Genomic DNA, 26,090 nt, shown 5'->3' on the forward strand with positions numbered 1-26,090 from the left:
TCCGGCATGACCTACGGACAGCAGCCCGGCGGCCCGCAGCACCCCGGTGGACCGCAGTACCCCGCTGGGTACCAGCCGCCCCAGCCGATGTCGCCGGAGGACCAGCGACTCTGGGCCACGCTGACGCACATCGGCGGGATCTTCTTCAACTTCATCGTGCCGCTCGTGGCGTACCTGGTGCTCCGCGACCGCGGCGGGTTCATCCGCGAGCACACCCGCGTCGCGCTGAACTTCCACATCACGATGGCGATCGCCTACGTCGTCGCCGGGATCCTGACCGTCGTCCTGATCGGCGCGCTCCTGCTGCCGGTGATCGGCATCCTGACGATCATCTTCGGCATCATGGCCGCGGTCGCCGCGAACCGCGGCGAGTTCTACCGCTACCCACTCTCCATCGAGTTCATCAAGCAGTAGGGCCTCAGTCGAGCAGCTCGCGGACCACCGCGTCCGCGAGCAGGCGACCCTGCAGGGTCAACTCGATCCGTCCCCGCACCGCGGCCGACCCGACCACCAGCCCGCGTGCGATGAGCCCGGCGACCCGGCCACGGGCCTCCTGGCGGAGTTCCGCGGTGGCGAGTTCCCCACGGACGCGCGCCGCGAGGAGGACGCGCTCGACGTACCGGGTCTCGTCGTCCAGGGTCTCGCGACCGGCGGCCGGCGACTCCCCCGACAGCACCCGGTTCGCGTACGCGGCCGGGTGCTTCACGTTCCACCAGCGCGTGCCGGCGACCGCGGAGTGGGCGCCCGGGCCGACGCCCCACCAGTCGTGGCCCTTCCAGTAGGACAGGTTGTGCCGGCTGGCGTGCTGGGCGCCGCGCGACCAGTTCGAGACCTCGTACCAGGAGTACCCGGCATCGCCGAGGACCTGGTCGGCCAGCTCGTACATGTCCGCCGCGAGGTCGTCGTCCGGCGCCGGCAGCTCGCCGCGCGCGACCATCCGGCCCATCGCCGTGCCGTCCTCGACGATCAACGAGTACGCGGAGACGTGGTCGGGCTCGCACGCCAGCGCGGCGTCGAGCGAGGTGCGCCAGTCGGCGAGGGACTCCCCCGGGGTCGAGTAGATGAGGTCGAGCGAGACGTCGAGGCCCTGCTGCTTCGCGAGGTCGACGACCCCGGGAACACGGAGCGGGTCGTGGGTGCGGTCGAGCGTCGCGAGCACGTGCGGGACGGCCGACTGCATGCCGTAGCTGATCCGGTTGAACCCGCCGGCCCGCAGGGTCTCCAGGGACGCGGCGTCCACCGAGTCGGGGTTCGCCTCCGTCGTGACCTCGGCACCGGGCAGGACGCCCCAGGTGTCGTCGATCGCGCGCAGGATCATCGCGAGGTCGGACGCGGGCAGCATCGTCGGGGTGCCGCCGCCGAAGAACACGGTCGACACCGGCCGACGCGGGACGCCGGAGCGCTCGAGCACGGTCGCGGCCCACTCGATCTCCCGCACGGCGTGGCCGGCGTAGTCGTCGCGACGGACGCCGCGCAACTCGGACGCCGTGTAGGTGTTGAAGTCGCAGTAGCCGCAGCGCACCCGGCAGAACGGCACGTGCACGTACACGCCGAACGGGACGTCGCCCGCGTCGGAGGCCGGGGAGATCAGGCCGTCCACGGGCGCTGGATCGGCGATCGGGAGAGCACTCGGCATGGACTCCATTGTCCGTCATGATGGAGGCATGGAGCACCACACCGTCCCCACCACCGTGCTGTGGGACATCGACGGCAGCCTCGTGATGAACGCCTCGTCGCCGGGCAACCTGTACCACCTCGCGCTCGAGCGTGCGGTGGGCCGCGACCTCGTACTGCGGGTCGGCCACCAGCACGGCCGCACCGACGCCGGACTCATCGCCGAGCACGTCCGTGCCCACGAACTCGACACCGACCTCATCCCCGTCGTCAGCGGCCACCTCCGCGACCTCACCGAGGAACGGCACCGCTCGGGCGACCACCGCAGCCCGGCACCCGGCGCGATCGCCCTCGTGGCGCGCTTCGCGGAGCTCGGGTGGCGGAACGGCCTGCTCACCGGCAACTCCGCCTACCGCGCCCGCGTGAAGCTGCAGGGCGCCGGGTTCGACGTCGACGCGTTCGACTGGGAGCACTCGTTCTTCGGTGACACCGAGGTGGAACGCACCGGCGTCACCGCGCGTGCCGCCGACGCCCTCGCGGGCACCCGGGCCGTCATCGTCGGGGACACCCCACGCGACGGTGAGGCCGCCGACGCCGTGGGGATCCCGTTCCTCGCCGTGGCGACCGGGGTCTACGACGTCGAAGCGCTGCGGGCCACCGGCGCCGTGACCATCGCGCGGAACTGCGTCGACGACGCCGCACTCATCGAGGACGCCATCGCGGCGCTCCCGCCGTTGCGCCCGGTCGACGAGCGGTCCTAGTCGCCGCGGAGCGCGCCGAGGTACTTCTCCGCCATCACCTTCTGCTGCCGACGCAGCAGTGGCGCGACGAACTGCCACTTGCGGCTCGACGGCTGCGAGAACTGCCGGATCTGCAGCCACACCGAACCGTCCGGCGTCCGCTCGACCACGAACGATTCCTCGCCGGAGAGCGGGTGCCCCTCGAGCGTGCCGTACGCGAAGCCCTTGCGGTCGTTCTCGTCGATGATCGACACGACCCGGACGGGCGCGTGCACGGTCTGCCCGAACGCGTGCATCGTCAGCACCGCGCTCGTGCCCGCCGTCAGCAGCGGAGTACCGTCCGGCGCGAACTTCTCCACCCGCGGCGTCCCGATCGAGGCCGGCGCGATCGGCACCCCGGCCTCGTCGAAGGTCACCGGGTTGTAGCGGACCTCGTCGTCGTCGGGCTGGTCCTCGACCTGCACGCGGATGCCGCTGCGCTCCTGGATCTGCCACGTCAGGGCCTGCGTGACCGCGGTCTCGAAGCGCTGGTCGCCGTGCCCGATCCGGGCACGCGACTCGGTCGGGGTGAACCCCTCCGGCGGGTACGTCATGAGGTCGGACGCCTGGGTCGCACCCACGGCTCCGTACGTCAGGGCGGTCCGGTAGCTGCCGCGGGAACTCATGCCGTCAGCCTACTTGCCAGCGGTGCGCGCGATCGAACCGAGGGCTCCTCGGCCGCGCGGTGCGCGGTCCGGTTTCCGCGCACCCCGAACTGGAGGCCCGACACGCGTCCGCCACGCCCCTAGCCTTGGTCCGTGCCCCGCTCCACCCCCGCCCGCACGCGTTCCGTCGACCGCACGACGGCCGCGTTCGCCGTGCTGACGCTCGCGGCGTTCGGGCTCGCCGCCACCGCCCGGGCCGCGGTCGAGTGGGCCACCGCCGGCCTCGACTCCCCCGCCCGGTACGTGTCCGCGCCGCCGAGCGCCTGGGGCGTGTTCGACACCGCCAACGCCATCGCCGCCTTCGGGGCGTGCAGTGCCGGAGCGGGCGTCCTGCTCTTCGGCGCGACGCTCGTGCTCGCGGTCCGTCGACACCGGGCACCAGGGCTGCCGGTGGTGCTCGGGTTCACGACGCTCGCGATGGTGATCGGTGCCGTGGTGGCTGGGTTCGCCGCTGCCGGACAGGCCGACTACGACGCGGCTGCCGGACTCGTCATCCTGCGGACCGCACTCGCCGGACTGGCCGCCGCGAGCCTCCCGGCCCTCGGCCTTGCCGCCCTGCGGACCCGCGCGACGCGCGCCCAGCGGCGCGTGCTCTGACGAAGCGCTCCGCGCCGGTTCCGCGAAAGCGACACGTCTCCGCGAACGGTTCGCGGCGAAGTGTCGCTTCGGCGGAGACTTCCGACGGGTCGACACGTCCGTGTCGCTCTCGCGACGTGGCACCGGGTCGACCCGGGCGTCTCGCTACTTCTTCTTCTCCTCGACGTCACCCGAGAGCGCCGCGATGAAGGCTTCTTGAGGGACCTCGACGCGACCCACCATCTTCATGCGCTTCTTGCCCTCCTTCTGCTTCTCGAGGAGCTTGCGCTTGCGGGTGATGTCACCGCCGTAGCACTTCGCGAGGACGTCCTTGCGCATCGCCCGGATGCTCTCGCGGGCGATGATGCGTGCGCCGATGGCCGCCTGGATCGGGACCTCGAACTGCTGGCGCGGGATGAGCTTGCGCAGGCGCTCGGTCATGAGGGTGCCGTACGCGTACGCCTTGTCGCGGTGCACGATCGCGCTGAACGCGTCGACCTGTTCACCCTGCAGCAGGATGTCGACCTTCACGAGGTCCGCGGCCTGGTCGCCGGTGGGCTCGTAGTCGAGCGAGGCGTAACCCTGCGTCTTGCTCTTCAGCTGGTCGAAGAAGTCGAAGACGATCTCGCCGAGGGGCATCTCGTACCGGATCTCGACACGGTCCTCGCCGAGGTACTCCATGCCGAGCAGGGAGCCGCGCCGCGACTGGCAGAGCTCCATGATCGCGCCGACGTAGTCCTTCGGCGCGAGGATCGCCGCGCGCACCATCGGCTCGCGGACCTCGACGATGCGGCCGCCCGGGAACTCGGACGGGTTCGTGACCTCGGTCACGGTGGTGTCCTCGTTCGTGACCTCGTAGATCACGCTCGGTGCCGTGGTGATGAGGTCGAGTCCGAACTCGCGGCTCAGGCGCTCGGTGATGATCTCGAGGTGCAGCAGACCGAGGAACCCGCAGCGGAATCCGAAGCCGAGTGCCACGGAGGTCTCGGGCTCGTACACGAGTGCCGCGTCGGAGAGCTTGAGCTTGTCGAGCGCCTCGCGCAGGTCCGGGTAGTCCGAGCCGTCGATCGGGTACAGGCCCGAGAACACCATCGGCTTCGGGTCCGTGTAGCCGGGCAGCGCCTCGGTCGCGGGCTTCTGCGCCGTCGTGACCGTGTCGCCGACCTTCGACTGGCGGACGTCCTTCACGCCGGTGATGAGGTAGCCGACCTCGCCGACCGACAGCCCCTTCGTGGGCTTCGGCTCCGGCGACGACACACCGATCTCGAGGATCTCGTGCGTCGACTTGGTCGACATCATCTGGACCTTCTCGCGCGGGTGGATGGTGCCGTCGATCATGCGGACGTACGTCACGACACCGCGGTAGCTGTCGTAGACCGAGTCGAAGATCATCGCGCGGGGCGAGGCGTCGACGTCGCCGACGGGCCCCGGCACGGTGCGGACCACGCGGTCGAGGAGTTCGGGGACGCCCACACCGGTCTTGCCGGAGACGCGGAGGACGTCCTCGGGCTTGCCGCCGATGAGCTGCGCGAGCTCGGCCGCGTACTTGTCGGGCTCGGCCGCGGGCAGGTCGATCTTGTTGAGCACCGGGATGATCTCGAGGTCGTTCTCGAGCGCCAGGTAGAGGTTCGCGAGCGTCTGGGCCTCGATGCCCTGCGCCGCGTCGACCAGCAGGATCGCACCCTCGCACGCTGCGAGGGACCGGGACACCTCGTACGAGAAGTCGACGTGCCCGGGCGTGTCGATCATGTTCAGCGCGAAGGTCTGCCCGTCGAGCTCCCACGGCATGCGCACCGCCTGGGACTTGATCGTGATGCCGCGCTCGCGCTCGATGTCCATGCGGTCGAGGTACTGGGCACGCATCGCACGGTCCTCGACGATGCCGGTGATCTGCAGCATGCGGTCGGCCAGCGTGGACTTGCCGTGGTCGATGTGCGCGATGATGCAGAAGTTGCGGATCGCTTCGGCCGGCGTCGAGGCGGGCTCGAGCGGCGCGGATGCTTGTGGGCTCACGGTTCCTCGGGGTGGGTCGGACGGTCGAACGATTGTCCCACGTCCGCGCGCCGACGGCGCGCACCGCAGGGTGCCTGTGGACGGTGGTGGCGCAGTGGGCGTTGTGAAGGACCGGCCTGGAGGCACGGGGCGGGCCCGCACCGTGCCTCCAGGCCGTCAGACGGTCGCCCTGGCGGGCGCTGGCAGCGCGCCGAGGCCGCGCCGCAGGTCCGCGGGCGTCGCGGCGAGGCACACGCGGATCCAGCCCTCGCCGGTGCGCCCGAACGCGCTGCCCGGCGCGACCGCGACCCGCTCGCGGTGCAGGAACCCGAGCGCCCACTCGGCGACGTCACCCTGCGAGACGTGCGAGACGTCGATCCAGAGGTAGAAGGCCCCACGCGGGTCGAGGTAGCGGATGCCGGCGGCGTCGAGGACCTCCTTCGCGATGCCGAGGTTGGCGCGGTAGTGCTCACGGGCGTCCTGCACGGCGGAGTGGTCCCCCACGATCGCCGCGAGGGCCGCCCACTGGTCGGGTTCGGCGACGCAGCTGATCATCGCCTCCTGCGTGGTGCGCATCACCGGGCCGAGCCCCTTCGGCGTGACGAGGTACCCGACGCGCACCCCGGTCATCGCGTACGTCTTGCTCAGCGAGAACGCGGTGAACACCCGGTCGTCCTCGTCCAGGCTCGCCAGGCTGACGTGGCGGGTGCCGTAGGTGAAGTACTCGTAGACCTCATCGCTGATCACCCAGAGGTCGTGCCGCTTCGCGAGGGCGAGCAGGTCGCGCAGGGTCTGCTCGCCGAACACCGAGCCGAGGGGGTTCGACGGCGAGTTCACGACGATCGCCCGGGTGCGTTCGGTGATGCTCGCCTCGAGCGCCTGCAGGTCGGGCTCGAAGCCGTGGGCGGGCGACAGCTGGTACGGCACGGGGGTCACCCCGATGATGTGGGCGTTCATCGTGAAGGTCGTGTAGCCCGGGTCCGGCACGAGGACCTCGTCACCCGGGGAGAGCACGAGGGTCATCGCCTGGAACAGCGCCTGCGTCGCGCCGATCGTCATCCAGATCTGCTCGACGTCGACCTCGATCCGGTTCTCGCGGCGGAGCTTCTCGCGGATCGCCTCACGGAGGGGTGCGATGCCGCCGTTCGGGGTGTAGTCGGTCCGGTCCTCCGACCAGGCACGGCGGGCGGCCTCGCCGATGTGCGGGGCGACCGGCACGTCGGGCTCGCCGATCACGAGCATCGCGATGTCGGTGGTCGGCGCGCCGGAGGTGTCCGTCGCGTCCTGTTGCAGGATCGCTGCCTGCTCGAACACCCGGCGGATCCCGGAGGCGGGCACGGTCTCGATCCGGGGCGCGAGGGATGGCATGCTCGCCACGGTAGCGAATCCGTGTTGCGGGGCGGTTTCCCGGCGTTTCGGTGCTTTGGTCCAGCCCGGTCGGCCTGGTAATGTAGATGGCTGGACTTCCGCGTTCCGTCGCCCACGGGTGGAACGCGATGCGACCAAGGGCCCCTCTACCCAGCGGTCGCGACCACCCGTCAGAGACAACAGGAGCAACACGCATGGCGAACATCAAGTCGCAGATCAAGCGCATCAAGACCAACCTCAAGGCCCAGGAGCGCAACAAGGCCTACCGTTCGGAGCTCAAGACGGTCATCCGTCACACGAACGAGGCCATCGTCGCCGGCGACAAGGACAAGGCCGTCGCGGCTCTGACCCTCGCGTCGAAGAAGCTCGACAAGGCCGTGAGCAAGGGCGTCATCCACAAGAACCAGGCCGCGAACCGCAAGTCGGCCATCGCGAAGAAGGTCGCGTCGCTCTGACGCACTGACCTGCTGACGAAGGCCCCGCACCGTTGGTGTGGGGCCTTCGTCGCGTTCGGGGCGGGTTCCGGTGTGCTGCGCGAGTGGGCAGTGTGTTCGTCACGCTCGGCGGCGCCGAGGTCGCACGAAGTGCCGCTCCGGCGCGACGCGCACGGTAGGTTGTGCGACCTCGACGGACGTCGCACGGCGTGTTGCGCGACCTCGACGGACGTCGCGCGGCGGGTTGCGCGACCTCGACCGGCAACGTGGCGCGGTGTGTGGTCAGACCCGCCACGAGGGCCCCGACGGACGCGTCAGCGGGCCTCGCCGCGCCGGGCGATCGTCCGGACCATGACCTCGAGCGCGTAGTGCGCGTCCCGCGAGCCACCCTTCACCGCGGTGTCCGCCTCGGCGATGCTGGTGATCGCGTTGGCCAACCCGGCCTCGCTCCACCCGGCGACGTCACGCTGTGCCCGCTGGACCTGCCACGGCGCCATGCCGAGCGCCGAGGCAGCCTGGCCACTCGGCCCCCGGAAGGCGCTGACCTTCGCCATCGTGCGGATCTTGCTCGCGAACGCGGCGACGATCGGCACCGGTGCCTCGCCCGTCGACAGGGCGTGTCGCAGCTCGACGATGGCGGGTGCCGATCGACCCGCGAGCGCGATGTCCGCCACCTTGAAGGCGTTCGTCTCGACGCGTCCGCCGTAGTACTTGTCGACGACCTTGTCCGTGATCTCCTCGGCCTCGTCGGCCAGGAGCTGCCGGCACGCCGCCGCGAGCTCGGCCAGGTCGTCCGCGAACGCCGCGACGAGGGTCCGCACCGCCGAGGGCGCGATCTTCCGACGGGCCGCCCGGAACTCGGCCTGGACGAAGTCGATCCGGTCGGTCTCGCGCTTGAGTTCGTCGCACTGCACCTCGATCCCGCCGCCGACGCCGCTGCGGATCGTGTCGAGGAGCTTCTTGCCCCGGACTCCCCCGCCGTGGCGGAGCACGAGGGTGACGTCGTCGGCCGGTGCACCGAGGTAGGAGATGGTCTCGGTGATGAACGCGTCGGTGCACTTCTCGACGTTGGTGACCCGGACGAGCCGGGGCTCACCGAACAGCGAGGGGCTCGCGAGCGTCGCCAGCAGCCCGGGTGCGTACTGGTCGGCTTCGAGGTCGTGCACCTCGAGCGCCGGGTCTTCCCCCACCAGCAGGTCGCGGAGCACGCTGCTCGCCCGCTCGGCCAGGAACGTCTCGGGCCCGGTGACGAGCACCACGGGTGCCGGGCGGATCCCCGACCACGGCACCTGGTCGATCTTCGCGGCAGCGCGGACGGGTTTCTTGGCGGCCATGCCTCGATCCTACGGGCGACCGCCGACCCCGACGGCTCCGTCCACAGCCGCAGGGCGCCGTCGTCGTCACGCCCCACGACGACCGTGCCGTGCTCGTCGGTGCGGTAGGCGGCGGTTCCCGCATCCGCGAGCATGGTCAGCGCCGAACGGGTCGGGTGCCCGTAGGTGTTGTCGGCGCCGACACCGATCAACCCGACGGATGCGGCGACCTCCCGGTAGAGCACCGGGTCCTGGTCGGCGGACCCGTGGTGCGCGACCTTCACGACGTCGACCGAGCCGGCGCCGGCAGCCCCGCTGGAACCGGCAACCGCACCGACCACGGCGGCACGGGCGCGTCGTTGGGCGGACTCACCCAGGTCGCCGAGGAGCAGACTCGACACACACGAGGTGCACTCGTCGCCCGGCGAGGTCCGGAGGACGAGACTGGCGTCGTTGCCGGCGTCCCGCGAACCGGAACGCGGCCAGAGCACCCACCAGCGCAGGCCGTCCAACGCCCCGGAGGTCGAATCGTCGGCCTGCCGGACGTCGACGCCCGCGCGCTGCAGTGACCGGACCACGCGTTCGTCCTCACGCCGTCCGACCGGTCCGACGAGCGCCGTCGTCACGCGGTCCGCCACGGCTCCGACCGCGCCGACGTGGTCGCGATCGAAGTGGGTCAGGACGAGCAGGTCGATCCGCCCGATGCCGAGCAGGTCGAGACACGCTCCGAGCCGCTCGGGGTCGTCGCCGGTGTCCACGAGAGCGACGCCCGGGCCGGCCCCGCGGAGCAGCACCGCATCACCCTGCCCGACGTCGCAGGCCGCGACCGCCCAGTCGTCGGGGAGTCCTGCCCGGACGACGAGCCGTGGCACGGCGACGACCACGATCCCGATCAGCACGAGGACCCCGGCGAGCAACAGCAGGCGGAACCGGGCCGGCCGCGGCACGAGGACCGCCACGGCGACGCTCGCACTCACGAGGCCTGCGGCGAGGACCCCGCCCACACCACCCGGCCACGGCGCCGAAGCGACCGGGAGCGCCGCCGCGCCGTGCGCCACGCCACCGATCGCCGTCGCCGGTACCCAGGCCACCCCCGCCAGCACCGACGCACCCCACGGCCAGATCGGTGCCGTCAGACACGCCGCGAGTCCGACCACCGTCACGATCGGGGCGAGCGGCTCGGTGAGCAGGTTCGCCGGGACCGCGTAGGTCGGCAACGCCGCGGACAGCGGGATCGTCACCGGCCAGCACGCGAGCTGCGCGGCGACCGGGACCGCGAGCACCGCAGCGAGCGGCGTCCACAAGCGCCTCGCGAACAGCGTCGTGAGCGGCGGCCCGAGGACCACGATCCCGCTCGTGGCGAGCACGGACAGGGCGAACGCGAACGACCTCGAGTACCAGGGGTCGACCACGAGCATCCCGATCGCGGCGAGGCCGATCAGGGGGACGCCCCGGACCGGCCGACCCGCCAGGTGGACGACGAGCACCACGACGGCCATCACCGTTGCACGGACGATCGAGGGGTCGGGCCGGACCAGCACCACGAACGCGAGCAGGAGCACGATCGCCACGCCGGCACGGACTATCCGTGGCAGTCCCAGGGCCCGCCCGCAGACGACCACCAGCCCGACGATCACCGCGCAGTTCGCGCCGGACACCGCGGTGAGGTGCGTCAGTGCCGAGGTCTCCATCGCCGCCTCGGTCTCAGCGTCCAGCCCGCTCCGATCGCCGATCGCCAGACCCCGCAACAGCGAACCGCCGGGCTCCGGGAGCCCCTGTGTCACCGCGACGAACGCCTGGCGCGCCCGATCGGTGAGCGCGAGCAGTCCGGTCGGCGGGACATCGACGGTCGTTCCGCGGACGAACGCCACGAACGACGTCGCGCTCCCCGGTTCGTCGGGCTGCAGGGTGGCCGAGCCCTGCACCGTCGATCCAGCAGGCACCGTGCCACCGCCGACAGCGGCCGGGACCAGCCGGACGGGCACTCGCAACCCGTCCACGTCGCCGGCACGCTCGAGGGTCCCGACCACGGACCGGTCGCCCTCGACGAGGTCCCTGCCGAGGACGATCGTCACCGACACCGCGCGCGATCCGCGCTCGTCCAGCGCTGACGGGTTCCGTCTGCTGTCCCCGACGACCACGGCGACGGCGAGCAGCCCGCACAGTGCCGACGTCGTCAGGACCAGACCGAGCAGCACTCGGAGCCCACTGCAGCGGACGAGCAGGACGATGCTCACACCCGTCACGACCACCGCAGACACCACGACCCACACGGCGACGCCGGGCACGCCGACGAGCAGCGCCGCGCACACCCAGGCCGCCGCGACCGGCACCGCGACCCGGACGTCGGTCAAGCCCGGCGCGAGGTCCACGGATCACACCCGCACGCGGTCTCGGAGATCGGCGAGCCGCCCGTCCCCGATGCCGCTCACGTCGAGCAGGTCCTCCACGGAACCGAACCGCCCGTGCTCCTCCCGCCATGCCAGGATCCGTCCAGCCAGCGACGGCCCGATCCCGGGCAGCGTCTCGAGTGCTGCCTGGTCGGCGGAGTTGAGGTCCACGATCGCGTCGCCACCGTCCGATCCGCTCTCCGCTCCGCCCGGACCGGCAACAGCAGCACCATCACCGAGCGCCGCCGGGACCTCCGTCTCCCCCACCTTCGGCACGTACAGCCGCTCCCCGTCGACCACCACCCGGGCGAGGTTCAGCCGCGCCAGGTCGGCGTCCGGCGTCGCTCCGCCCGCCCGGTCGATCGCGACCGACACCCGGCTGCCGGCTCCGAGCGAGACGACCCCTGCCCGCTGCACCGCCCCGACCACGTGCACGACGACCACCCCCGCGGGCGTCGACGACGCGGACGGTGTCGCGACGACCGCGGACGGACCACCCGTGACACTGACGGTCGCCCCGTCTGCCCCGATCCCGGACCGCGACCCGAGCAGCACGACCACGAGCGCCGCCACGACCACCACCGCAGCCAGCACCACCGCCGCCCGCGGCGAGAGCGCCAACGCAGCGAACCGTGATCCGGACCCAGACCCAGAAGTCATGCCGGAACGCTACGGAGCCCGGCCGACCGGCCGGGCTCCGCGACGAACACTGGTGGAGGACCGCTGCTGCGGCACGCCTGTGGAGGAATGGAGGAGGAGAGGCCTACCCCTTGATCGCGATGTTCACGAGCTTCGGCGCCCGGACGATCACCTTCACGATCTCCCGGTCACCGATGTACCGCTGCACGTTCGCCGACGACCGGGCCAGCGACTCGAGCTCGTCGGGCTCGATCGACTTCGACACCTCGAACGAGTCCCGCACCTTCCCGTTGACCTGCACGACCGCCGTGAGGGTCTCCTGCACGAGCAGCGTCGGATCGGCCTTCCGCCAGCCGTACGTGGCGACGGTGGCCTCGTAGCCCAGCTTCTCCCACATCTCCTCGCCGGTGTACGGCGCGAACACGCTGAGGCCGAGGGCGATGGTCTCGACGGCCTCGCGCACGGCGGGGTCGCCGGCGCCGGGGCCGTTGTCGATCGCCTTGCGGGTGACGTTCACCAGGTCCATGAGCCGCGCGATCACGACGTTGAACTTGAACGACTCCATCATCCCCGGCGCATCGGCCAGGAATCGGTGGGTGACCTGGCGCAGGGCACGGTCGCCGTCCGCCCACACCACGTCCGGAGCAGACGTGACGTCGAGCGCCAGCCGGTACGCACGCGCCAGGAACCGGGCCGAGGCGGACGGGGAGACGTCCTCCCAGTTGATGTCGTCCTCCGGCGGACCGGCGAAGCCCATCACCAGGCGGATCGCGTCGACACCGTTCGCGTCGAGTTCGTCACCGAGCGAGACACCGCCCTTCGACTTCGACATCTTCGAGCCGCCGGAAAGCACCATGCCCTGGTTGAGCAGCGCCGAGAAGGGCTCGGTGAAGTCGAGGTAGCCGAGGTCGAACAGGACCTTCGTGACGAAGCGGGCGTACAGCAGGTGCAGGATGGCGTGCTCGATACCACCGATGTACTGGTCGACCGGGGCCCACTTGCGCGCGACGGCGGGGTCGAACGCCTGCGTGTCGTCGTTGGCGGCGAGGAAGCGCAGGAAGTACCACGACGAGTCGACGAACGTGTCCATCGTGTCGGTGTCCCGGAGCGCCGGGGTGCCGTCGACGGGGTTCGGCACGTTCACCCAGTCGGTCGCCCCGCCCAGCGGCGAGGTGCCCTTGGGCTTGAGGTCGAGCCCCTCGGTGTCGGGCAGGCGAACGGGCAGCTGGTCGAGCGGGACCGGGTGCTCGGTGCCGTCGGCGCCGTGGATGATCGGGATCGGGGTCCCCCAGAAGCGCTGGCGCGAGATGAGCCAGTCGCGCAGGCGGTAGGTCTTCGCGGCACGGCCGGTGCCGCGCTCCTCGAGCAGGCGGATCGCAGCGCTGATGGCGTGCTGCTTCGACATGCCGTCGAGCGGCCCGGAGTTGATCATCCGTCCCTGGCCGGTGAGCGCATCGCCGGTGGCGGCCGGGTTCAGGTCGGGCAGTTCCGTGTCCGGCGTGATCACCGGGATCGCCCCGGTCACCGCTGCGTTGGTGTCCACCACGACACGGACGGGCAGGTCGAACGCCCGCGCGAAGTCGAGGTCGCGCTGGTCGTGCGCCGGGACGGCCATGACCGCGCCGTGCCCGTAGTCGGCGAGCACGTAGTCGGCGGCCCAGATCGGCAGACGCTCCCCGGTCAGCGGGTGGATCGCGAAGCGGCCGAGCGGCACACCCGTCTTCGGGCGGTCGGCGTTCTGCCGGTCGATCTCGGACGTCTTCTGGGTGGCGACGAGGTAGGCGTCGAAGTCGGCGCGCACCGACGGCTCAGCAGATGCGACCAGCGAAGCCGCCAGGTCGGAGTCCGGCGCCACCACGAGGAACGTCACCCCGTGGATCGTGTCCGGACGCGTGGTGAACACCGTGACGGGCTCGTCGCGGCCCTCGATCACGAAGTCGACGTCGGCGCCGACGGAACGGCCGATCCAGTTGCGCTGCTGCGCGATGACCTTCGCCGGCCACCGACCCTCGAGCTGGTTGAGGTCGTCGAGCAGCCGGTCGGCGTACTCGGTGATCTTGAAGTACCACTGCGTCAGCTTCTTCTTGACGACAACGGCACCGGAGCGGTCCGAGGTGCCGTCGGGCAGCACCTGCTCGTTGGCGAGCACGGTCTGGTCCACCGGGTCCCAGTTGACCCAGCTGTCCTTCCGGTACGCCAGGCCCTTCTCGTACATCTTGAGGAACAGCCACTGGTTCCACTTGTAGTACTCGGGGTCCGAGGTGTGGATCTCGGTGGTCCAGTCGAACGACGGCGCGTAGCGCTTGAAGGACGCCTTCTGCTGCTCGATGTTCGCGTAGGTCCAGTCCTTCGGGTCCACCCCGCGCTTGATCGCCGCGTTCTCGGCGGGCAGACCGAACGAGTCCCAGCCGATCGGGTGCAGCACGTTGAAGCCCTGCTGCCGCCAGTACCGCGCCACGAAGTCGCCGAGCGCCCAGTTCTCGGCGTGGCCCATGTGCAGGTCACCGGACGGGTACGGGAACATCTCGAGGATGTACTTCCGCGGACGCGTGTCGTCGAGGTCCGTGGTGAAGAGGCCGAGCTCCTCCCAGCGGGGCTGCCACTTCTCCTGGAGACGACGGAAGTCGTAGGCGTTCGGGTCGTCGACGGTCTGCTCGGTGGTCACGGAACTCTCAATCGGTCTGGGAGGCACGGCTCACGCCCGTCGGGCGCGTTCCGGTGTCCAAGATTACCGGGCCTGGAGGCACGTCCAGCGCCGTCCGCGCGCCGTGCGTCCCGCGGGTGGCCGGGTCCCCCTCGCGCGCACGACGAGACTCGCCCTGCGCGACACGTCTCGCGTCCCACAGCGCACGATGTGTCGTGCACACCGAGACTCGGCCGGCGCACGCCCCCACGCGCACGCGTCGGCCCGCCTGGTCAGGCGGTCACGAGCCGCCCCTCGCGCATCCGCACGGTCCGGTCGACGAGGTCCGCGGCGACCGGGACGTGCGACACGATGACGACCGTGCGTCCGTCCTGACGCGCTGCTCCGACGAGGTCGCGGAGCACGGCGTCGCCGAGGTCGGGGTCGATGTCGGCCGTCGGTTCGTCGAGCACGAGCACCGGGAACGCGTGCAGCAGCGCCCGCGCGAGGGCGAGCCGGTGCGCCTGGCCGCCGGACACCAGGACGCCGCGCTCCCCCACGCCCGCGTCGAGTCCGCCGCGGCCTTCGACCCACGCACCGAGGCCGACCCGGTCGAGCACCGCGAGCAGGTCGTCGTCGGTCGCGGTCTCGCGGGCGAAGAGCAGGTTCTGCCGCACGGACTGGTCGAACACGAACGGATCCTGCTCGATGAGGCCGATCCGCGCCCGGACGGCGTCGGGGTGCATGTCCTTCGCCTCGACCCCGTCGAGCGTGTACGAGCCGCGGTGGTCCACGAACCGGACCAGGGCGTCCACGAGGGTCGACTTGCCGGCGCCGCTCGGCCCTTCGAGCACGACCACCTCGCCGGGCCGGAGGTCGAGCGAGACCCCGGCGACGGCGTCCGTCGTCGCTCCCGGCCAGCGCACCGAGACGTCGCGCAGGGACACCGCGACGGGCCCGTCCACCACGAGCGCGTCGGGATCGGCGTCGTCCGCCGGTTCCGGCACGATGCCGTCGGGGACGTCCGCCGGGACGACCCGCTCGACCCGGTCGGCCGCCGCGCGCACGCGCCGGAGCGTCAGGACCGCGAGCGGGACGCCGCCGACGACCTCGAACAGGGCGAGCGGCACGAACACTGCGAGCGCCCAGAGCGGCCCGTCGAGCGCCCCCGACACGACCGCGGGTGCGCCGACGGCGAGGATCCCGATGACCGCACCGCCGCCGACGAGCCCGACGAGCGCACCGACGAGCGACTCGACGGTGCCGCGGCGGCGGACGGCGGCGGTCACCCGGGCGTCGAGCCGGGCGATGTGGGCGAGCCGTTCGTCGAGCGTGCCGTACGCCGCGAAGACGTCGAGCGTCCGCACGGTGTCGAGCACGAGGTCCGCGACGCGTCCGCGCTCGGCGGCGGTCTGCTCGTCGGAGCGCTTCGCGATGGACAGCGTGACGACCGATCCGAGCAGGGCGGCCACGGCGAGGGCGAGCAGCAGCACGACCGCCGCGGGCACCGACACCAGGGCGACCGCCACGACGGACAGCACCGCGACGATGCCGGCGGACACGAGCGGGCCGACCACCCGGATCGGCAGGTCCTGCAGCCGGTCGGTGTCGGTCACGAGCCGGGTCAGCAGGTCTCCGCGACCGGTGGACCCGAGCCCGGCCGGAGCGACCGACGACAGCCGCCGGTACATCTCCGTCCGGACGACGGCGAGCTGCCGGAACGACGCGTCGTGCCCGGCGAGCCGGTCGACGTAGCGCAGGGCCGCCCGCCCGAGCGCGAACGCCCGCACGCCGACCATCACGAGCGTCAGGTACAGGATCGGCGGGTGCTCCGCCGCGCGCGTGATGAGGTAGCCGCTCGCGGCGAGCAGCGCGACCGCGCAGACCGCACTGAGCGCGCCGGCCGCCACGGCCCTGCCCCAACCGGCCCCGTGCGGCATGGCGAGTCGCAGGACCGAGTCGTGTCGTGCCTCCCGGCTCATGCCCGCGCTCCGCTCGTCTGGGTGACCGTCACGGATCCACCGGATCGCACGTCGACCCGGACGTCGCCGGCGGCGACGACCGCGGGGCGGTGGCTCGCGACCACGACGACCGCGCCGTCCGCGGCGAGCCGGCGGAGCGTGGCGACGACGTGGGCCTCGGCGTCGGCGTCGAGCGCCGAGGTCGGCTCGTCGAGCAGGACCAACGGGGTCGCCTCCCGCTGGACGCGGTGGAGGGCGCGCGCGACCGCGACGCGCTGCGCCTGGCCGCCGGACAGGCCGCTGCCGCCGGATCCGACCTGGAGGCCCGGGTCGAGTCCCAGCCCCGCAGCACCGAGCGCGGTCCGCACGTCGGTGTCGTCGGGGGTCGCGCTGAGCGCGACGTTCTCGGCGATCGTGCCGCGCACGAGACGGGGGCGCTGGTCGGCCCAGGTGGTCCGCTCGGCGGGCGTGCTGCCGGCGGGGCCGGGCGCCGTGACGGTGCCGTCGTGCGCCAGGACCCCGCGGATCGCGGCGATCAGGCTGGACTTGCCGGATCCGCTCGGACCAGCGAGGACGACGATCGTCCCGGGGCCGGCGCGGAGGTCGAGCGGCCCGATGACGACGTCCGGCCGACGCACCGTCAGCCCCTGGAGCACCAGGTCCGTCGAGGCCGGTGCCGGCGCCGGTCGTGCCGGGGCCGGCGTGGTGTCGTCGAGGACGTCGAGCACGGCGGTCGATGCCTCGACGCCGTCCTGGGCGGCGTGGAAGTCCGCGCCGACCTGCCGGATCGGGGCGAAGGCCTCCGGGGCGAGGACGAGCACGAACATCGCGGCGCCGAGGCCGAGCGAGCCGTCGACCAGGCGGATCCCGATCGACACCGCGACCAGCGCCACGGACAGGCTCGCCGCGAGTTCGAGGGCGAAGCCGCTCACGAACGACAGGCGGAGCACCCCGAGCGTGCCCTTCCGGTACTCGTCGGTGACCGCCCCGATCCGGCCGACCTGCCGACGCGCACGGCCGAAGACCTTCAGCGTGGCGAGCCCCTCGACCGCCTCGGTGAAGGCGCCGCCGAGCTTCGCGAGGGCGTCCGACTGCTTCCGCTGGAGCGCCTGGGTGGCGAGCCCGATCAGGATCATGAAGACCGGGATCACCGGCAGTGCGCACAGGATGACGATCCCGCTCGTCAAGTCACCGAGGCCGATCGCGACGAGGAGCATCGGCGTCGCGATGGCGGTGAGGGCGAGCTGCGGCAGGTACCGGCCGAAGTAGGCGTCGAGCGCGTCGAGCCCCGGGCCGAGCGTCGTGGCGAAGCCGGCGCTCGAGCGGTCGGCGAGCCACGACGGCCCGCGCTCGGCGGCCCGCGCGAGCACGGTCGCCCGCAGCTCGCTCTTCACCTTCACCGCGGCCCGCGCGGCGAGGTCGTCCGTCGCCCACGCGGCGACGGCGCGCACGACGAACGCGCCGCCGAGGAGCGCGAGCGCCGGGGTGAACGCGGCCGGGACGCTGCCGTCGTGGACGGCGTCCACCCCGAGGGTCACGGCGGCGGCGATCCCCCACGCGATCGCGATGGTCGCGAGCGTGCGGAGGACGCCGGTGCCGGCGGCCGCGACGATGAAGCCGCGTGCCGTCCGCGACAGCCGCAGGAGACGCGGATCGAGCGGCTTCACCGTCGCCGCCTAGTGCGCGGCCTGGGTGACCTGGGCCCGCGAGACGCGCTTGCGGAAGATCCAGTACGTCCAGGCCTGGTAGGCGAACACGAGGGGGACGAAGATCAACGCCACCCAGCTCATCACCCCGAGCGTGTACGAACCGCTCGACGCGTTGTACACGTTCAGGCTGTTCGCCGGGTCGTTCGTCGCGGGCATGACGTCCGGGAAGATCGCCGTGAACATCGCCAGGACGATCGCGGCGATCGTGACGGCCATGAGCGTGAAGGCCCGTCCCTCCTTGCCCCAGGCGTTGCAGAGCACCGCGAGGACGAGGGCGAGCGCGGCGACCACGGACAGGACCAGCGACGTCGGCGTGGCCCGGACGAACGCCATCCACACCAGGAACGCGGCACCGACGACGATCGTCACGATGCCGGCACGGGTCGCGAGGCGCTTCGCACGGACCCGGATGTCGCCCTCGGTCTTCAGCGCGACGAACACCACGCCGTGCGTGAAGAACACGAGCAGCGTCGCGAGACCGGCGAGCAGTGCGAACGGGTTCAGCAGGTCGAACAGCGTGCCGGTGTAGTTGTGCCCGGAGTCCATCGGGATGCCCCGCACGACGTTGCCGAACGCGACGCCCCAGAGGAACGACGGCACTGCGCTGCCGACGATGATCATCAGGTCGAAGCGACGCTTCCACTCCAGGTGCTTGTTCTGGTGCCGGTACTCGAACGAGACACCGCGGGCGATGAGCGCCGCGAGGATGAGCAGCAGCGCCAGGTAGAACCCGGAGAACATCGTGGCGTACCACTCCGGGAAGGCCGCGAACAGGCAGGCGCCCGCGACGATGACCCAGGTCTCGTTGAGGTCCCACACGGGGCCGATCGTGTTGATGAGCACACGGCGGTCGGTGTCGTCCTTGCCGAGGAAGGGCAGGGACATGCCGACACCGAAGTCGAAGCCGTCGAGGACGAAGTAGCCGACGAAGAAGACGCCGACGATCGCGAACCAGAGAACGGGCAGGTCCATCTCAGTACACCGTCACTTCGTGCTTGACCTCGCCGGTCTCCTCGTCGACCTCCGCCGGGGCGGCGGGGCCCTCCTGCGCCACCTTCTTGATCAGCCGGAACTCGACGACCGCCAGGCTGCCGTAGATCAGGGTGAACACCACCAGCGAGATGAGGACCTCGATCCCGGTGACGTTCGGCGAGACGCCGTCGCTCGTCTTGAGCAACCCGAACACGAGCCACGGTTGACGGCCCATCTCGGTGAAGATCCAGCCGACGATCATCGCGGCCATCGGCAGCGGGACCGTCCAGGTTGCGACGCGCCAGATCCACCGCTTGGTCGGGAACCGGCCCTTGCGGGTCAGCCAGAGCCCGACGAGGGACACCAGCACCGCGCCGACGCCGAGGGCGATCATCCAGCGGAACGACCAGTAGGTCACCCAGATGATCGGCTTGTAGTCCCCGGGGCCGTAGACCTGCGAGTACTGGGCCTGCAGGTCGTTGATGCCCTCGACAGTCCCGTTGAAAGTGTGCGTCGACAGGAACGAGAGCAGGTACGGCACCCGGATCGAGAACAGCTCGTGGACGCCGTCGGGGGTGCCGAGCGTGAAGATCGAGAACGAGGCGTCCTTGCCGGTGGCGGTGTTGTACAGCGCCTCGGCCGCGGCCATCTTCATGGGCTGCGTGTCCACCATGGTGAGGCCGAGCTGGTCGCCGGTGAGCACCGTGAGCGCCCCCGCCGCGAGCATCGTCCACATGCCGAACTTCAGCGCCGGCATCATCGTCTCGAGGTTCTGGTTGCGCGCCAGGTGGTAGGCGGCGACCGAGATGATGACGGCGGCCGCGACCATGAAGCAGGCGAACAGGGTGTGCGGGAACGCCGCCAGCGCGACCTTGTTGCCGAGCACGGCCCAGATGTCCGTGAGCTCGGCGCGCCCCTTGGCCTCGTTCAGGGCGAAGCCCACCGGGTGCTGCATGAACGCGTTCGCGGCGATGATGAAGTACGCCGACATGATCGTGCCGGCGCTGACGCACCAGATGCTCGCGAGGTGCAGGCCCTTCGGCAGGCGGTCCCACCCGAAGATCCAGATCCCGATGAACGCCGCCTCGAAGAAGAAGGCCAGGATGCCCTCGAGCGCAAGCGGGGCGCCGAACACGTCACCGACGAAGCGGGAGTAGTTCGACCAGTTCATGCCGAACTGGAACTCCTGCACGATCCCGGTGACGACCCCCATCGCGAAGTTGATGAGGAAGATGCGTCCGAAGAACCGGGTCAGCTGGAGGTAGTGCGCGCGCCCCGTCCGGTACCAGGCCGTCTGGAACACGGCCACGACGACGGCCATGCCGATCGTCAGCGGGACGAAGAGGAAGTGGTAGATCGTCGTCAGACCGAACTGCCACCGCGACAGGATCAGCGGGTCGAGGATGTCGTTCATACGGCGTGTCCGTGCCGGTTCGCCGAGAGCTGTTGGTGCACGTCAGTTGCTTCCTGTGAAGGGGGAACTTCTGCTGTCACAACCATTGGGACACGAACACGTTACCGCGCGGACACCCGATTCGACAATTTGTAGAACTGGCCGCTGCACGAACGTGCAGGGGTACTGCACGGCACAACCGTGCGGCACGATCGTGCCGCCTGTCCACTCCACGTACGACGACAGGTGCCGGGCAATTGCCCGACACCTGTCGTTTTACTGCAGCGGGTCGTTACAGCAGGTCGTTGTCCTGCAGGAACGCCTTGGCGACCGAAGCCGCCGACTTCTGGTCGACCGAGTTCTGACGGTTCAGCTCGATGAGGGCGTCGGTCGTCAGGAGCTTGTTCACCTTCGCGATCGCGTCGGCGGCCTTCGAGTCGAGGTCCTTCGAGACGATCGGCGTGACGTTGTTCGCCGGCACGAGGTGCTTCGGGTCCTCGAGCGTGACGAGCTTCTCGGTCTTGATCGAGGCGCTGGCGGAGTAGATGTCCGCGACCTGCGAGTCACCGTCCTGGATCGCCTTGATCGTCAGCGGGCCACCGGAGTCGTTCTGCTGGTTGACCTCACCGGTGATGCCGTACTTCGCCTTGAGACCGGTCGGACCGTAGGCGGCCGTCGCGAACTCCGGGTTGGCGGCGATCGAGATGGTGCCGCCGATCTTGGACAGGTCGGCGATCGACTTCAGGTCGTACTTGTCCGCCAGCTCCTGGGTCACCGTGTAGGTGTCCGCGTCGGAGGCGTCGGCCGAGGGGAGCGCCTTGACGTCCGACGGCAGCGCCGACTTCAGCGCCGAGTTGATGCCGTCCGTCGTGGTCTCGGTCGTGGTGTCCTTGCCGTCCTCCTGCAGGAGGTAGTTCAGCAGGTTGCCGTTGTACTCCGGGAAGACGTTGATGCTCCCCTTCGCGACCTCGGGCCAGTACGCCTTGCGCTGACCGATGTTGAGCTTCTTCGTGACGGTGAAGCCCTCGTGCTCGAGCACCTGCGCGTAGAGCTCGGCGATGATCTCGTTCGACGGGTACGCCTGCGAACCCACGACGATGGTCTTCGAGTCCCCGCCGGAGCCGGAGGAGAGCGGGTCGCTCGAGGAGCAGCCCGCCAGGGCGATGGCGGCCGCCGATGCGACGGCGATCGTCGCGGCGAGGCGCCGGGTCGTAGCTGTGATCACGGGTGGGTTCCTTCCACAGGGGTTGATGCTCGTGGTGCTGAGCTGCGGGTGCTCCGACGCGACTGACGCGCCGACCCGAGGGAGACCCCTGCTGGGACGGCGAGCCGCTGCAGTGCGGCGAAGACGATCTCGAACGCGATGGCGAGGGCGATCACCAGGATGGAACCGCCCAGCACCTCTGCGTAGTCCGAATTGGCGATGCCGGAGAAGGCGTAGCCGCCGAGGCCTCCGGCGTTGATGTAGCCGACGAGGGTCGCGGTGGCGACGACCTGGAGCACGGCCGCCCGGATGCCGCCGACGATGAGCGGGAGCGCCAGGGGGATCTCGACCTTGCGGAGGATCTGCCACCCCGTCATGCCCTGCGCCTTGGCGGCGTCGACGATGACACGGTCGATCGCCTCGACGCCCGAGTACGAGCCCGCCAGGACCGACGGGATCGCGAGGACGACGAGCGAGATGAGCGGTGCGCCGAGCCCGAGACCGATCGCCAGTGCGAGCAGCGTGAGGAGACCGAGGGTGGGCAGCGCGCGGATGCCACCGGACACCCCGACCGCGATCGAGCGCCCCTTGCCGGTGTGCCCGATGAGCAGTCCGATCGGGACGGCGATCACGACGGCGATGGCCACGGCCAGCAGCGTGATCCAGACGTGCTCCCAGAGCCGGACGCCGATGGCGTTGCTGCCGACGTTGTTGGCCGGGTCGAAGATCCAGGCGAAGCCCTGTGCGAAGAGGTTCATGCGGACACCTCGTTCGCACGGACGTCGTCGGCGGCGCGGCGGCGGACGGCCCGGGCGGTGCGCCCGGTCCCCCGCGTCCACGGCATCACGAGCCGACCGAGCGCGACGAGCAGCAGGTCGATGACGAGCGCGAGCACGATGGTCAGGACGATGCCGGTGAGGATCTCCGCGCTGATGCCGCGCTTCAGGCCGTCCGTGAGCAGGAAGCCGAGGTTCGGGACACCGATGAGCGCACCGACCGTCACGAGGCTGATCGTGGAGACGGACACCACACGGATGCCGGCCAGCAGGACGGGCCCGGCGAGGGGCAGCTCCACCTTGAAGAACCGCTGCGCCGGCGAGTAGCCGAGCGCCTCGGACGCACCGACGACGTCCTGGTCGACCGCGTCGATGGCGTCGGCCGCGGATCGTGCCATCAGCGCGACGCCGAAGATGGTCATCGCGATGACGACGTTCACCGGGTCGAGGGTGCTCGTGCCGATGATGGCGGGCAGCACGAGGAACAACGGCAGCGCCGGGATCGTGTACAGCAGGCTCGCGACGACGACGATCGTCGAGGCCGTGCCCCGCGCGACCCCGTTGCGCTTCCGAAGACGCGACACGAGGAGTCCGATCGGCACCGACAGCAGGAAGCTGATCACGATCGGCGGGATCGACAGCCAGACGTGCGCGATCAGGTTGTCGCTGATCGTGTCCGTGTTGCCGAGGACCCAGTTCACGCGTCGCCCCGCCGGTCCTGCGGCACGGCCTCGGCGGCGTCGACCACCTGGACCGGGCCGGTGAGCACACCGGCCGCGCGGCCCTCGCCGTCGACGACGATCGGGCCGGTCGGGGTCTGCTCGACCCGGAGCGCACGACGGCCGCGGCCCGCACCGATGAAGTTCGCGACGAACTCGTCGGCGGGCTCGGCGAGGATCTCCGCCGGGGTGCCCAGCTGCGCGATCTCGCCGCCCTTCTTGAGGATGACGACCTGGTCGCCGAGCTTGAAGGCCTCGTCGATGTCGTGCGTCACGAAGACCACGGTCTTGCCGAGCTCGCGCTGCAGGCGGATGAGCTCGTCCTGCAGGTCGTTGCGCACGAGCGGGTCGACGGCGCCGAACGGCTCGTCCATCAGCAGCACGTTCGGGTCGACGGCGAGACCGCGGGCGACGCCGACGCGCTGCTGCTGTCCGCCGGAGAGCTGCGAGGGGTACCGGTTCGCGAAGGCGCGGTCCAGCCCGACGGTGTCCATGAGCTCGAGGGCACGCTCGCGCGCCTCGGCCTTGGAGACGCCGGTCAGCAGCGGCACCGTGGCGATGTTGTCGACGACCTTGCGGTGCGGCAGCAGTCCGGCGTTCTGCATCACGTAGCCGATGCGGCGGCGGAGCTGCACGGGGTCGACGGCGGCGACGTCCTCGCCGTCGATCTCGACGGCGCCCGCGCTGGGGTCCACCATCCGGTTGATCATCCGGAGGAGCGTGGTCTTGCCGCAGCCGCTCGACCCGACGAAGACCGTGGTGGTCCGCGAGGGGATGACGAGACTGAAGTCGTCGACCGCGTTGGTGCCGTCCGGGTAGGTCTTGCGCACCGAGCGGAACTCGATCATGGGTGCCCTTCTGTTCGGAGGTAGCCCGACTCCGAGTGAGAGTACCCGTCGGGTGCGACAACGGTTCGGCGGTGACGCTCCGTGACGTGTCCCGGACAGCCGGATGACGCGGTGGGGCGGCCGACTGCGCGACCGCCGGCCGGACGCACGACGACGCCCGCGCCTCCAGTTCGGAGCGCGGGCGTCGCGGGATGGGTGACCGGCGTGTCGGGACTCAGGACGCGGCGAGCACCGTCTCGAGGTGGGTGCGGCTCATCGTGCGGTACTCCTCGACCAGGGCCGTGTCGGGGTTCGCGGGATCGCGGTGCGCCCGGGCCAGGACGGCGTGCGCCGACTCGGCGAGGACGACCCACGTGCGCTCGATGCGCTCCCCGGTCGGCAGCCCGAAACGCTCGTGCATGATCTGGGCGACGGCGCTCCCCAGCGCTGCCATGCGGTCCTCGGCGTCGCCCGCTCCGGCACCGACGTCGGCCGCGTCACCGAACCGGATCGCCCGGAAGCCCGGCTCGGTCCGGTACATCTCGGCGGTGACGTCGATGAGTGCGTCGCAGGCGTCCTGCCAGGTCGTGCCGTCGCTCGAGTCGAGGGCGACGATGAACTTCTCGGCGAGCCGCTGGGTGCTGCGGATCGCGAGTGCCTCGACCACCGCGATACGGTCGGGGAAGTAGCGGTAGACGGTGCCGATGGACGCTCCGGCCCTCTCGGCGACCATCGCCGTGGTCAGGCGCTCGAAACCGATCTCGTCGATGACCGCGGCAGCGGCGTCGAGGAGGCCGGCGAGGCGCGCCGAACTGCGGGCTTGGACCGGCTCGTTCCTGAGCAGTGATGATCCCCCCGGCAGTGCGTTCGATACCTCGGTGACGAGCACGTGTTCTCCTCTTGCGCCGACAGCGCGGTCATGTGGGATGTGACTGCCCAACTGTCGCAGAGACCGGCTGGAATATCGCTGCGACTCTCCCAAAGCACCTGCGAGGTCGTAGGTGTGCCAGGTCCGGCGTGGGATGATGGGGCGATGCCCGACCCGACGCACCACGAGCCGTCGCTGGCCGAGCCGATCCTCCACCGGGCTGCCCGGATCGAGGACGCCGTCCAGGAGTTCCGCGAGCACCGGGCACGTCGACGCGGACTCGTGCCGACCGTGATCCCGTACAACGGCTACGGGGCCCCCGGGTGGGTCCGGGTCCTGTGCCGCGTCCTCCTCACCCGTCGCGGACTGGCCTCCGACGCGTCCTTCTACGGCGTCCGCGGCTGGAAGACGTTCACGAGCGTGGCGGTCGACGACGCCGAGGTCACGATCACCGCCGGCGGGACCACGCACGTCGTGCAGTCCGACCGCGGGGGCGTCGTGGACACCATCGTCCCGATCGACCTCGAACCCGGCTGGCGCACGATCAAGCTCTCCGCCGGCGGCATGCGCGACGTCGAGGCCGACGTGTTCATCGTCCACCCGGACACCCGGTTCGGACTCCTCTCCGACATCGACGACACCGTGATGGTGACCTCGCTCCCCCGCCCGATGCTGGCGGCGTGGAACTCCTTCGTGCTCACGGAGCACGCCCGACGCCCGGTCCCGGGGATGTCGGTGCTCTACGAGCGCGTGCTCGCCCAGCACCCCGGCGCGCCCACCGTGTACCTGTCCACGGGCGCCTGGAACGTCGCGCCGACCCTGCAGCGCTTCCTGAGCCGCAACCTCTACCCGTCGGGCACGCTGCTGCTGACCGACTGGGGCCCCACCCACGACCGCTTCTTCCGCAGCGGGCAGCTCCACAAGCAGCAGAACCTCGAGCGCCTGGCGAAGGACTTCCCCGACGTGCAGTGGCTCCTGGTCGGGGACGACGGCCAGCACGACGAGTCGCTCTACGGCGACTTCGCCCGCGCGCACCCCGAGAACGTCGCCGGCGTCGCGATCCGCCAGCTGTCCACGAGCGAGGCCGTCCTCGCCGGTGGACGCTCCCGCGCGCAGGAACGGTCCCGCGAATCGTCGGCGCCGTGGGTGTACGCCCCGGACGGCGCGGGCATGTGGTCGGAGCTCGCCCGGGTCGGCATCACCGAGGCCGACCCGACCGATCCCTCCTGAGGCATCCCTCAGCAACCGCGCCCGTTCCCCGATCCGGC

Annotated in this window: 21 protein-coding genes and 1 pseudogene; 5 read left to right on the forward strand and 17 right to left on the reverse strand. The window is 70.9% G+C overall.

What is annotated here, in order from left to right; genetic code table 11:
- Positions 1-6: 6 nt before the first annotated feature.
- Positions 7-414, forward strand: coding sequence for a DUF4870 domain-containing protein (locus tag FS532_RS03625; RefSeq protein WP_260852537.1), 408 nt, complete (start codon positions 7-9; stop codon positions 412-414).
- 4 nt (positions 415-418) lie between these two features.
- Here FS532_RS03625 and hemW read toward each other — a convergent pair whose 3' ends face one another.
- Complete coding sequence (hemW, locus tag FS532_RS03630) at positions 419-1,636, reverse strand: radical SAM family heme chaperone HemW (RefSeq protein WP_144750355.1); 1,218 nt, start codon at positions 1,634-1,636, stop codon at positions 419-421.
- A 28-nt stretch (positions 1,637-1,664) separates the two neighbouring features.
- On the opposite strand from hemW, the gene FS532_RS03635 reads away from it, so the two are divergent.
- The gene (locus FS532_RS03635; RefSeq protein ID WP_144750357.1) at positions 1,665-2,375 is read left to right on the forward strand and encodes an HAD family hydrolase; all 711 of its coding nucleotides are present in this window, start codon (positions 1,665-1,667) and stop codon (positions 2,373-2,375) included.
- Here FS532_RS03635 and FS532_RS03640 read toward each other — a convergent pair.
- Positions 2,372-3,019: a DUF1990 family protein gene (locus FS532_RS03640; protein ID WP_144750359.1), complete on the reverse strand. Its 648-nt coding sequence runs from the start codon at positions 3,017-3,019 to the stop codon at positions 2,372-2,374. The two genes, FS532_RS03635 and FS532_RS03640, sit on opposite strands and share 4 nt — an antisense overlap.
- Positions 3,020-3,151: 132 nt before the next feature.
- Here FS532_RS03640 and FS532_RS03645 point away from each other — a divergent pair, with 132 nt between their 5' ends.
- Positions 3,152-3,655 (forward strand): hypothetical protein, encoded by a 504-nt coding sequence (locus tag FS532_RS03645; RefSeq protein WP_144750361.1) that lies wholly within the window; start codon positions 3,152-3,154, stop codon positions 3,653-3,655.
- Positions 3,656-3,799: 144 nt separating this feature from the next.
- Here FS532_RS03645 and lepA read toward each other — a convergent pair whose 3' ends face one another.
- Positions 3,800-5,647 (reverse strand): translation elongation factor 4, encoded by a 1,848-nt coding sequence (lepA, locus tag FS532_RS03650; RefSeq protein ID WP_144750362.1) that lies wholly within the window; start codon positions 5,645-5,647, stop codon positions 3,800-3,802.
- A gap of 156 nt (positions 5,648-5,803) precedes the next feature.
- Complete coding sequence (locus tag FS532_RS03655) at positions 5,804-6,994, reverse strand: pyridoxal phosphate-dependent aminotransferase (protein ID WP_144750363.1); 1,191 nt, start codon at positions 6,992-6,994, stop codon at positions 5,804-5,806.
- A gap of 194 nt (positions 6,995-7,188) precedes the next feature.
- Here FS532_RS03655 and rpsT point away from each other — a divergent pair, with 194 nt between their 5' ends.
- A complete protein-coding gene (gene rpsT, locus FS532_RS03660) occupies positions 7,189-7,449 on the forward strand; it encodes a 30S ribosomal protein S20 (RefSeq protein WP_144750365.1) in 261 nt (86 codons plus the stop codon).
- 293 nt (positions 7,450-7,742) lie between these two features.
- Here the strand turns inward: rpsT and holA are convergent, their stop codons facing one another.
- From holA to FS532_RS03725, 13 genes and pseudogenes are all read right to left on the reverse strand, one after another.
- Entirely contained in the window at positions 7,743-8,762 is a 1,020-nt protein-coding gene (gene holA, locus FS532_RS03665) for a DNA polymerase III subunit delta (RefSeq protein WP_144750367.1), read from the reverse strand.
- Positions 8,763-9,361: 599 nt separating this feature from the next.
- Positions 9,362-11,113 (reverse strand): annotated as a pseudogene (locus FS532_RS19165) (ComEC/Rec2 family competence protein); the annotation flags it as partial.
- Positions 11,114-11,116: 3 nt separating this feature from the next.
- Positions 11,117-11,791 carry a ComEA family DNA-binding protein gene (locus tag FS532_RS03675; RefSeq protein WP_144750369.1) on the reverse strand — a complete coding sequence of 225 codons (675 nt, stop codon included), beginning with the start codon at positions 11,789-11,791 and terminating at the stop codon, positions 11,117-11,119.
- A gap of 103 nt (positions 11,792-11,894) precedes the next feature.
- Positions 11,895-14,435 (reverse strand): leucine--tRNA ligase, encoded by a 2,541-nt coding sequence (gene leuS, locus FS532_RS03680; protein WP_186321893.1) that lies wholly within the window; start codon positions 14,433-14,435, stop codon positions 11,895-11,897.
- A gap of 251 nt (positions 14,436-14,686) precedes the next feature.
- Complete coding sequence (gene cydC / locus FS532_RS03685) at positions 14,687-16,375, reverse strand: thiol reductant ABC exporter subunit CydC (protein WP_144750371.1); 1,689 nt, start codon at positions 16,373-16,375, stop codon at positions 14,687-14,689.
- Positions 16,372-18,021, reverse strand: coding sequence for a thiol reductant ABC exporter subunit CydD (gene cydD / locus FS532_RS03690; RefSeq protein ID WP_144750373.1), 1,650 nt, complete (start codon positions 18,019-18,021; stop codon positions 16,372-16,374). The genes cydC and cydD overlap by 4 nt, the downstream gene beginning before the upstream one ends.
- A 9-nt stretch (positions 18,022-18,030) precedes the next feature.
- Positions 18,031-19,035 carry a cytochrome d ubiquinol oxidase subunit II gene (gene cydB / locus FS532_RS03695; protein ID WP_144750375.1) on the reverse strand — a complete coding sequence of 335 codons (1,005 nt, stop codon included), beginning with the start codon at positions 19,033-19,035 and terminating at the stop codon, positions 18,031-18,033.
- A gap of 1 nt (position 19,036) precedes the next feature.
- The gene (locus tag FS532_RS03700) at positions 19,037-20,449 is read right to left on the reverse strand and encodes a cytochrome ubiquinol oxidase subunit I (RefSeq protein ID WP_144750377.1); all 1,413 of its coding nucleotides are present in this window, start codon (positions 20,447-20,449) and stop codon (positions 19,037-19,039) included.
- Between the two features lie 271 nt (positions 20,450-20,720).
- Entirely contained in the window at positions 20,721-21,653 is a 933-nt protein-coding gene (locus tag FS532_RS03705) for an ABC transporter substrate-binding protein (protein WP_260852538.1), read from the reverse strand.
- Positions 21,650-22,390, reverse strand: coding sequence for an ABC transporter permease (locus tag FS532_RS03710; RefSeq protein WP_144750379.1), 741 nt, complete (start codon positions 22,388-22,390; stop codon positions 21,650-21,652). The genes FS532_RS03705 and FS532_RS03710 overlap by 4 nt, the downstream gene beginning before the upstream one ends.
- Entirely contained in the window at positions 22,387-23,109 is a 723-nt protein-coding gene (locus FS532_RS03715) for an ABC transporter permease (RefSeq protein WP_144750381.1), read from the reverse strand. The genes FS532_RS03710 and FS532_RS03715 overlap by 4 nt, the downstream gene beginning before the upstream one ends.
- The gene (locus FS532_RS03720; protein ID WP_144750383.1) at positions 23,106-23,975 is read right to left on the reverse strand and encodes an ABC transporter ATP-binding protein; all 870 of its coding nucleotides are present in this window, start codon (positions 23,973-23,975) and stop codon (positions 23,106-23,108) included. The genes FS532_RS03715 and FS532_RS03720 overlap by 4 nt, the downstream gene beginning before the upstream one ends.
- Before the next feature lie 214 nt (positions 23,976-24,189).
- Positions 24,190-24,843: a TetR/AcrR family transcriptional regulator gene (locus tag FS532_RS03725; RefSeq protein WP_186321894.1), complete on the reverse strand. Its 654-nt coding sequence runs from the start codon at positions 24,841-24,843 to the stop codon at positions 24,190-24,192.
- A 144-nt stretch (positions 24,844-24,987) separates the two neighbouring features.
- Between FS532_RS03725 and FS532_RS03730 the strand changes: the two genes are divergently transcribed.
- Positions 24,988-26,052, forward strand: a complete 1,065-nt coding sequence (locus FS532_RS03730; protein ID WP_144750387.1) for an App1 family protein — start codon at positions 24,988-24,990, stop codon at positions 26,050-26,052.
- The last annotated feature ends 38 nt before the right edge of the window (positions 26,053-26,090 follow it).

The organism is Curtobacterium pusillum, assembly GCF_007673235.1.
In the GTDB taxonomy this organism is placed as follows: domain Bacteria; phylum Actinomycetota; class Actinomycetes; order Actinomycetales; family Microbacteriaceae; genus Curtobacterium; species Curtobacterium pusillum_C.

Bases quoted from the DNA above. Each gene is read 5' to 3' on its own strand.
- FS532_RS03625 (WP_260852537.1), top strand. From the start codon at position 7: ATGACCTACGGACAGCAGCCCGGCGGCCCGCAGCACCCCGGTGGACCG.
- hemW (WP_144750355.1), bottom strand. From the start codon at position 1,636: ATGCCGAGTGCTCTCCCGATCGCCGATCCAGCGCCCGTGGACGGCCTG.
- FS532_RS03635 (WP_144750357.1), top strand. From the start codon at position 1,665: ATGGAGCACCACACCGTCCCCACCACCGTGCTGTGGGACATCGACGGC.
- FS532_RS03640 (WP_144750359.1), bottom strand. From the start codon at position 3,019: ATGAGTTCCCGCGGCAGCTACCGGACCGCCCTGACGTACGGAGCCGTG.
- FS532_RS03655 (WP_144750363.1), bottom strand. From the start codon at position 6,994: ATGCCATCCCTCGCGCCCCGGATCGAGACCGTGCCCGCCTCCGGGATC.
- rpsT (WP_144750365.1), top strand. From the start codon at position 7,189: ATGGCGAACATCAAGTCGCAGATCAAGCGCATCAAGACCAACCTCAAG.
- holA (WP_144750367.1), bottom strand. From the start codon at position 8,762: ATGGCCGCCAAGAAACCCGTCCGCGCTGCCGCGAAGATCGACCAGGTG.
- FS532_RS03675 (WP_144750369.1), bottom strand. From the start codon at position 11,791: ATGACTTCTGGGTCTGGGTCCGGATCACGGTTCGCTGCGTTGGCGCTC.
- cydC (WP_144750371.1), bottom strand. From the start codon at position 16,375: ATGAGCCGGGAGGCACGACACGACTCGGTCCTGCGACTCGCCATGCCG.
- cydB (WP_144750375.1), bottom strand. From the start codon at position 19,035: ATGGACCTGCCCGTTCTCTGGTTCGCGATCGTCGGCGTCTTCTTCGTC.
- FS532_RS03700 (WP_144750377.1), bottom strand. From the start codon at position 20,449: ATGAACGACATCCTCGACCCGCTGATCCTGTCGCGGTGGCAGTTCGGT.
- FS532_RS03710 (WP_144750379.1), bottom strand. From the start codon at position 22,390: ATGAACCTCTTCGCACAGGGCTTCGCCTGGATCTTCGACCCGGCCAAC.
- FS532_RS03720 (WP_144750383.1), bottom strand. From the start codon at position 23,975: ATGATCGAGTTCCGCTCGGTGCGCAAGACCTACCCGGACGGCACCAAC.
- FS532_RS03730 (WP_144750387.1), top strand. From the start codon at position 24,988: ATGCCCGACCCGACGCACCACGAGCCGTCGCTGGCCGAGCCGATCCTC.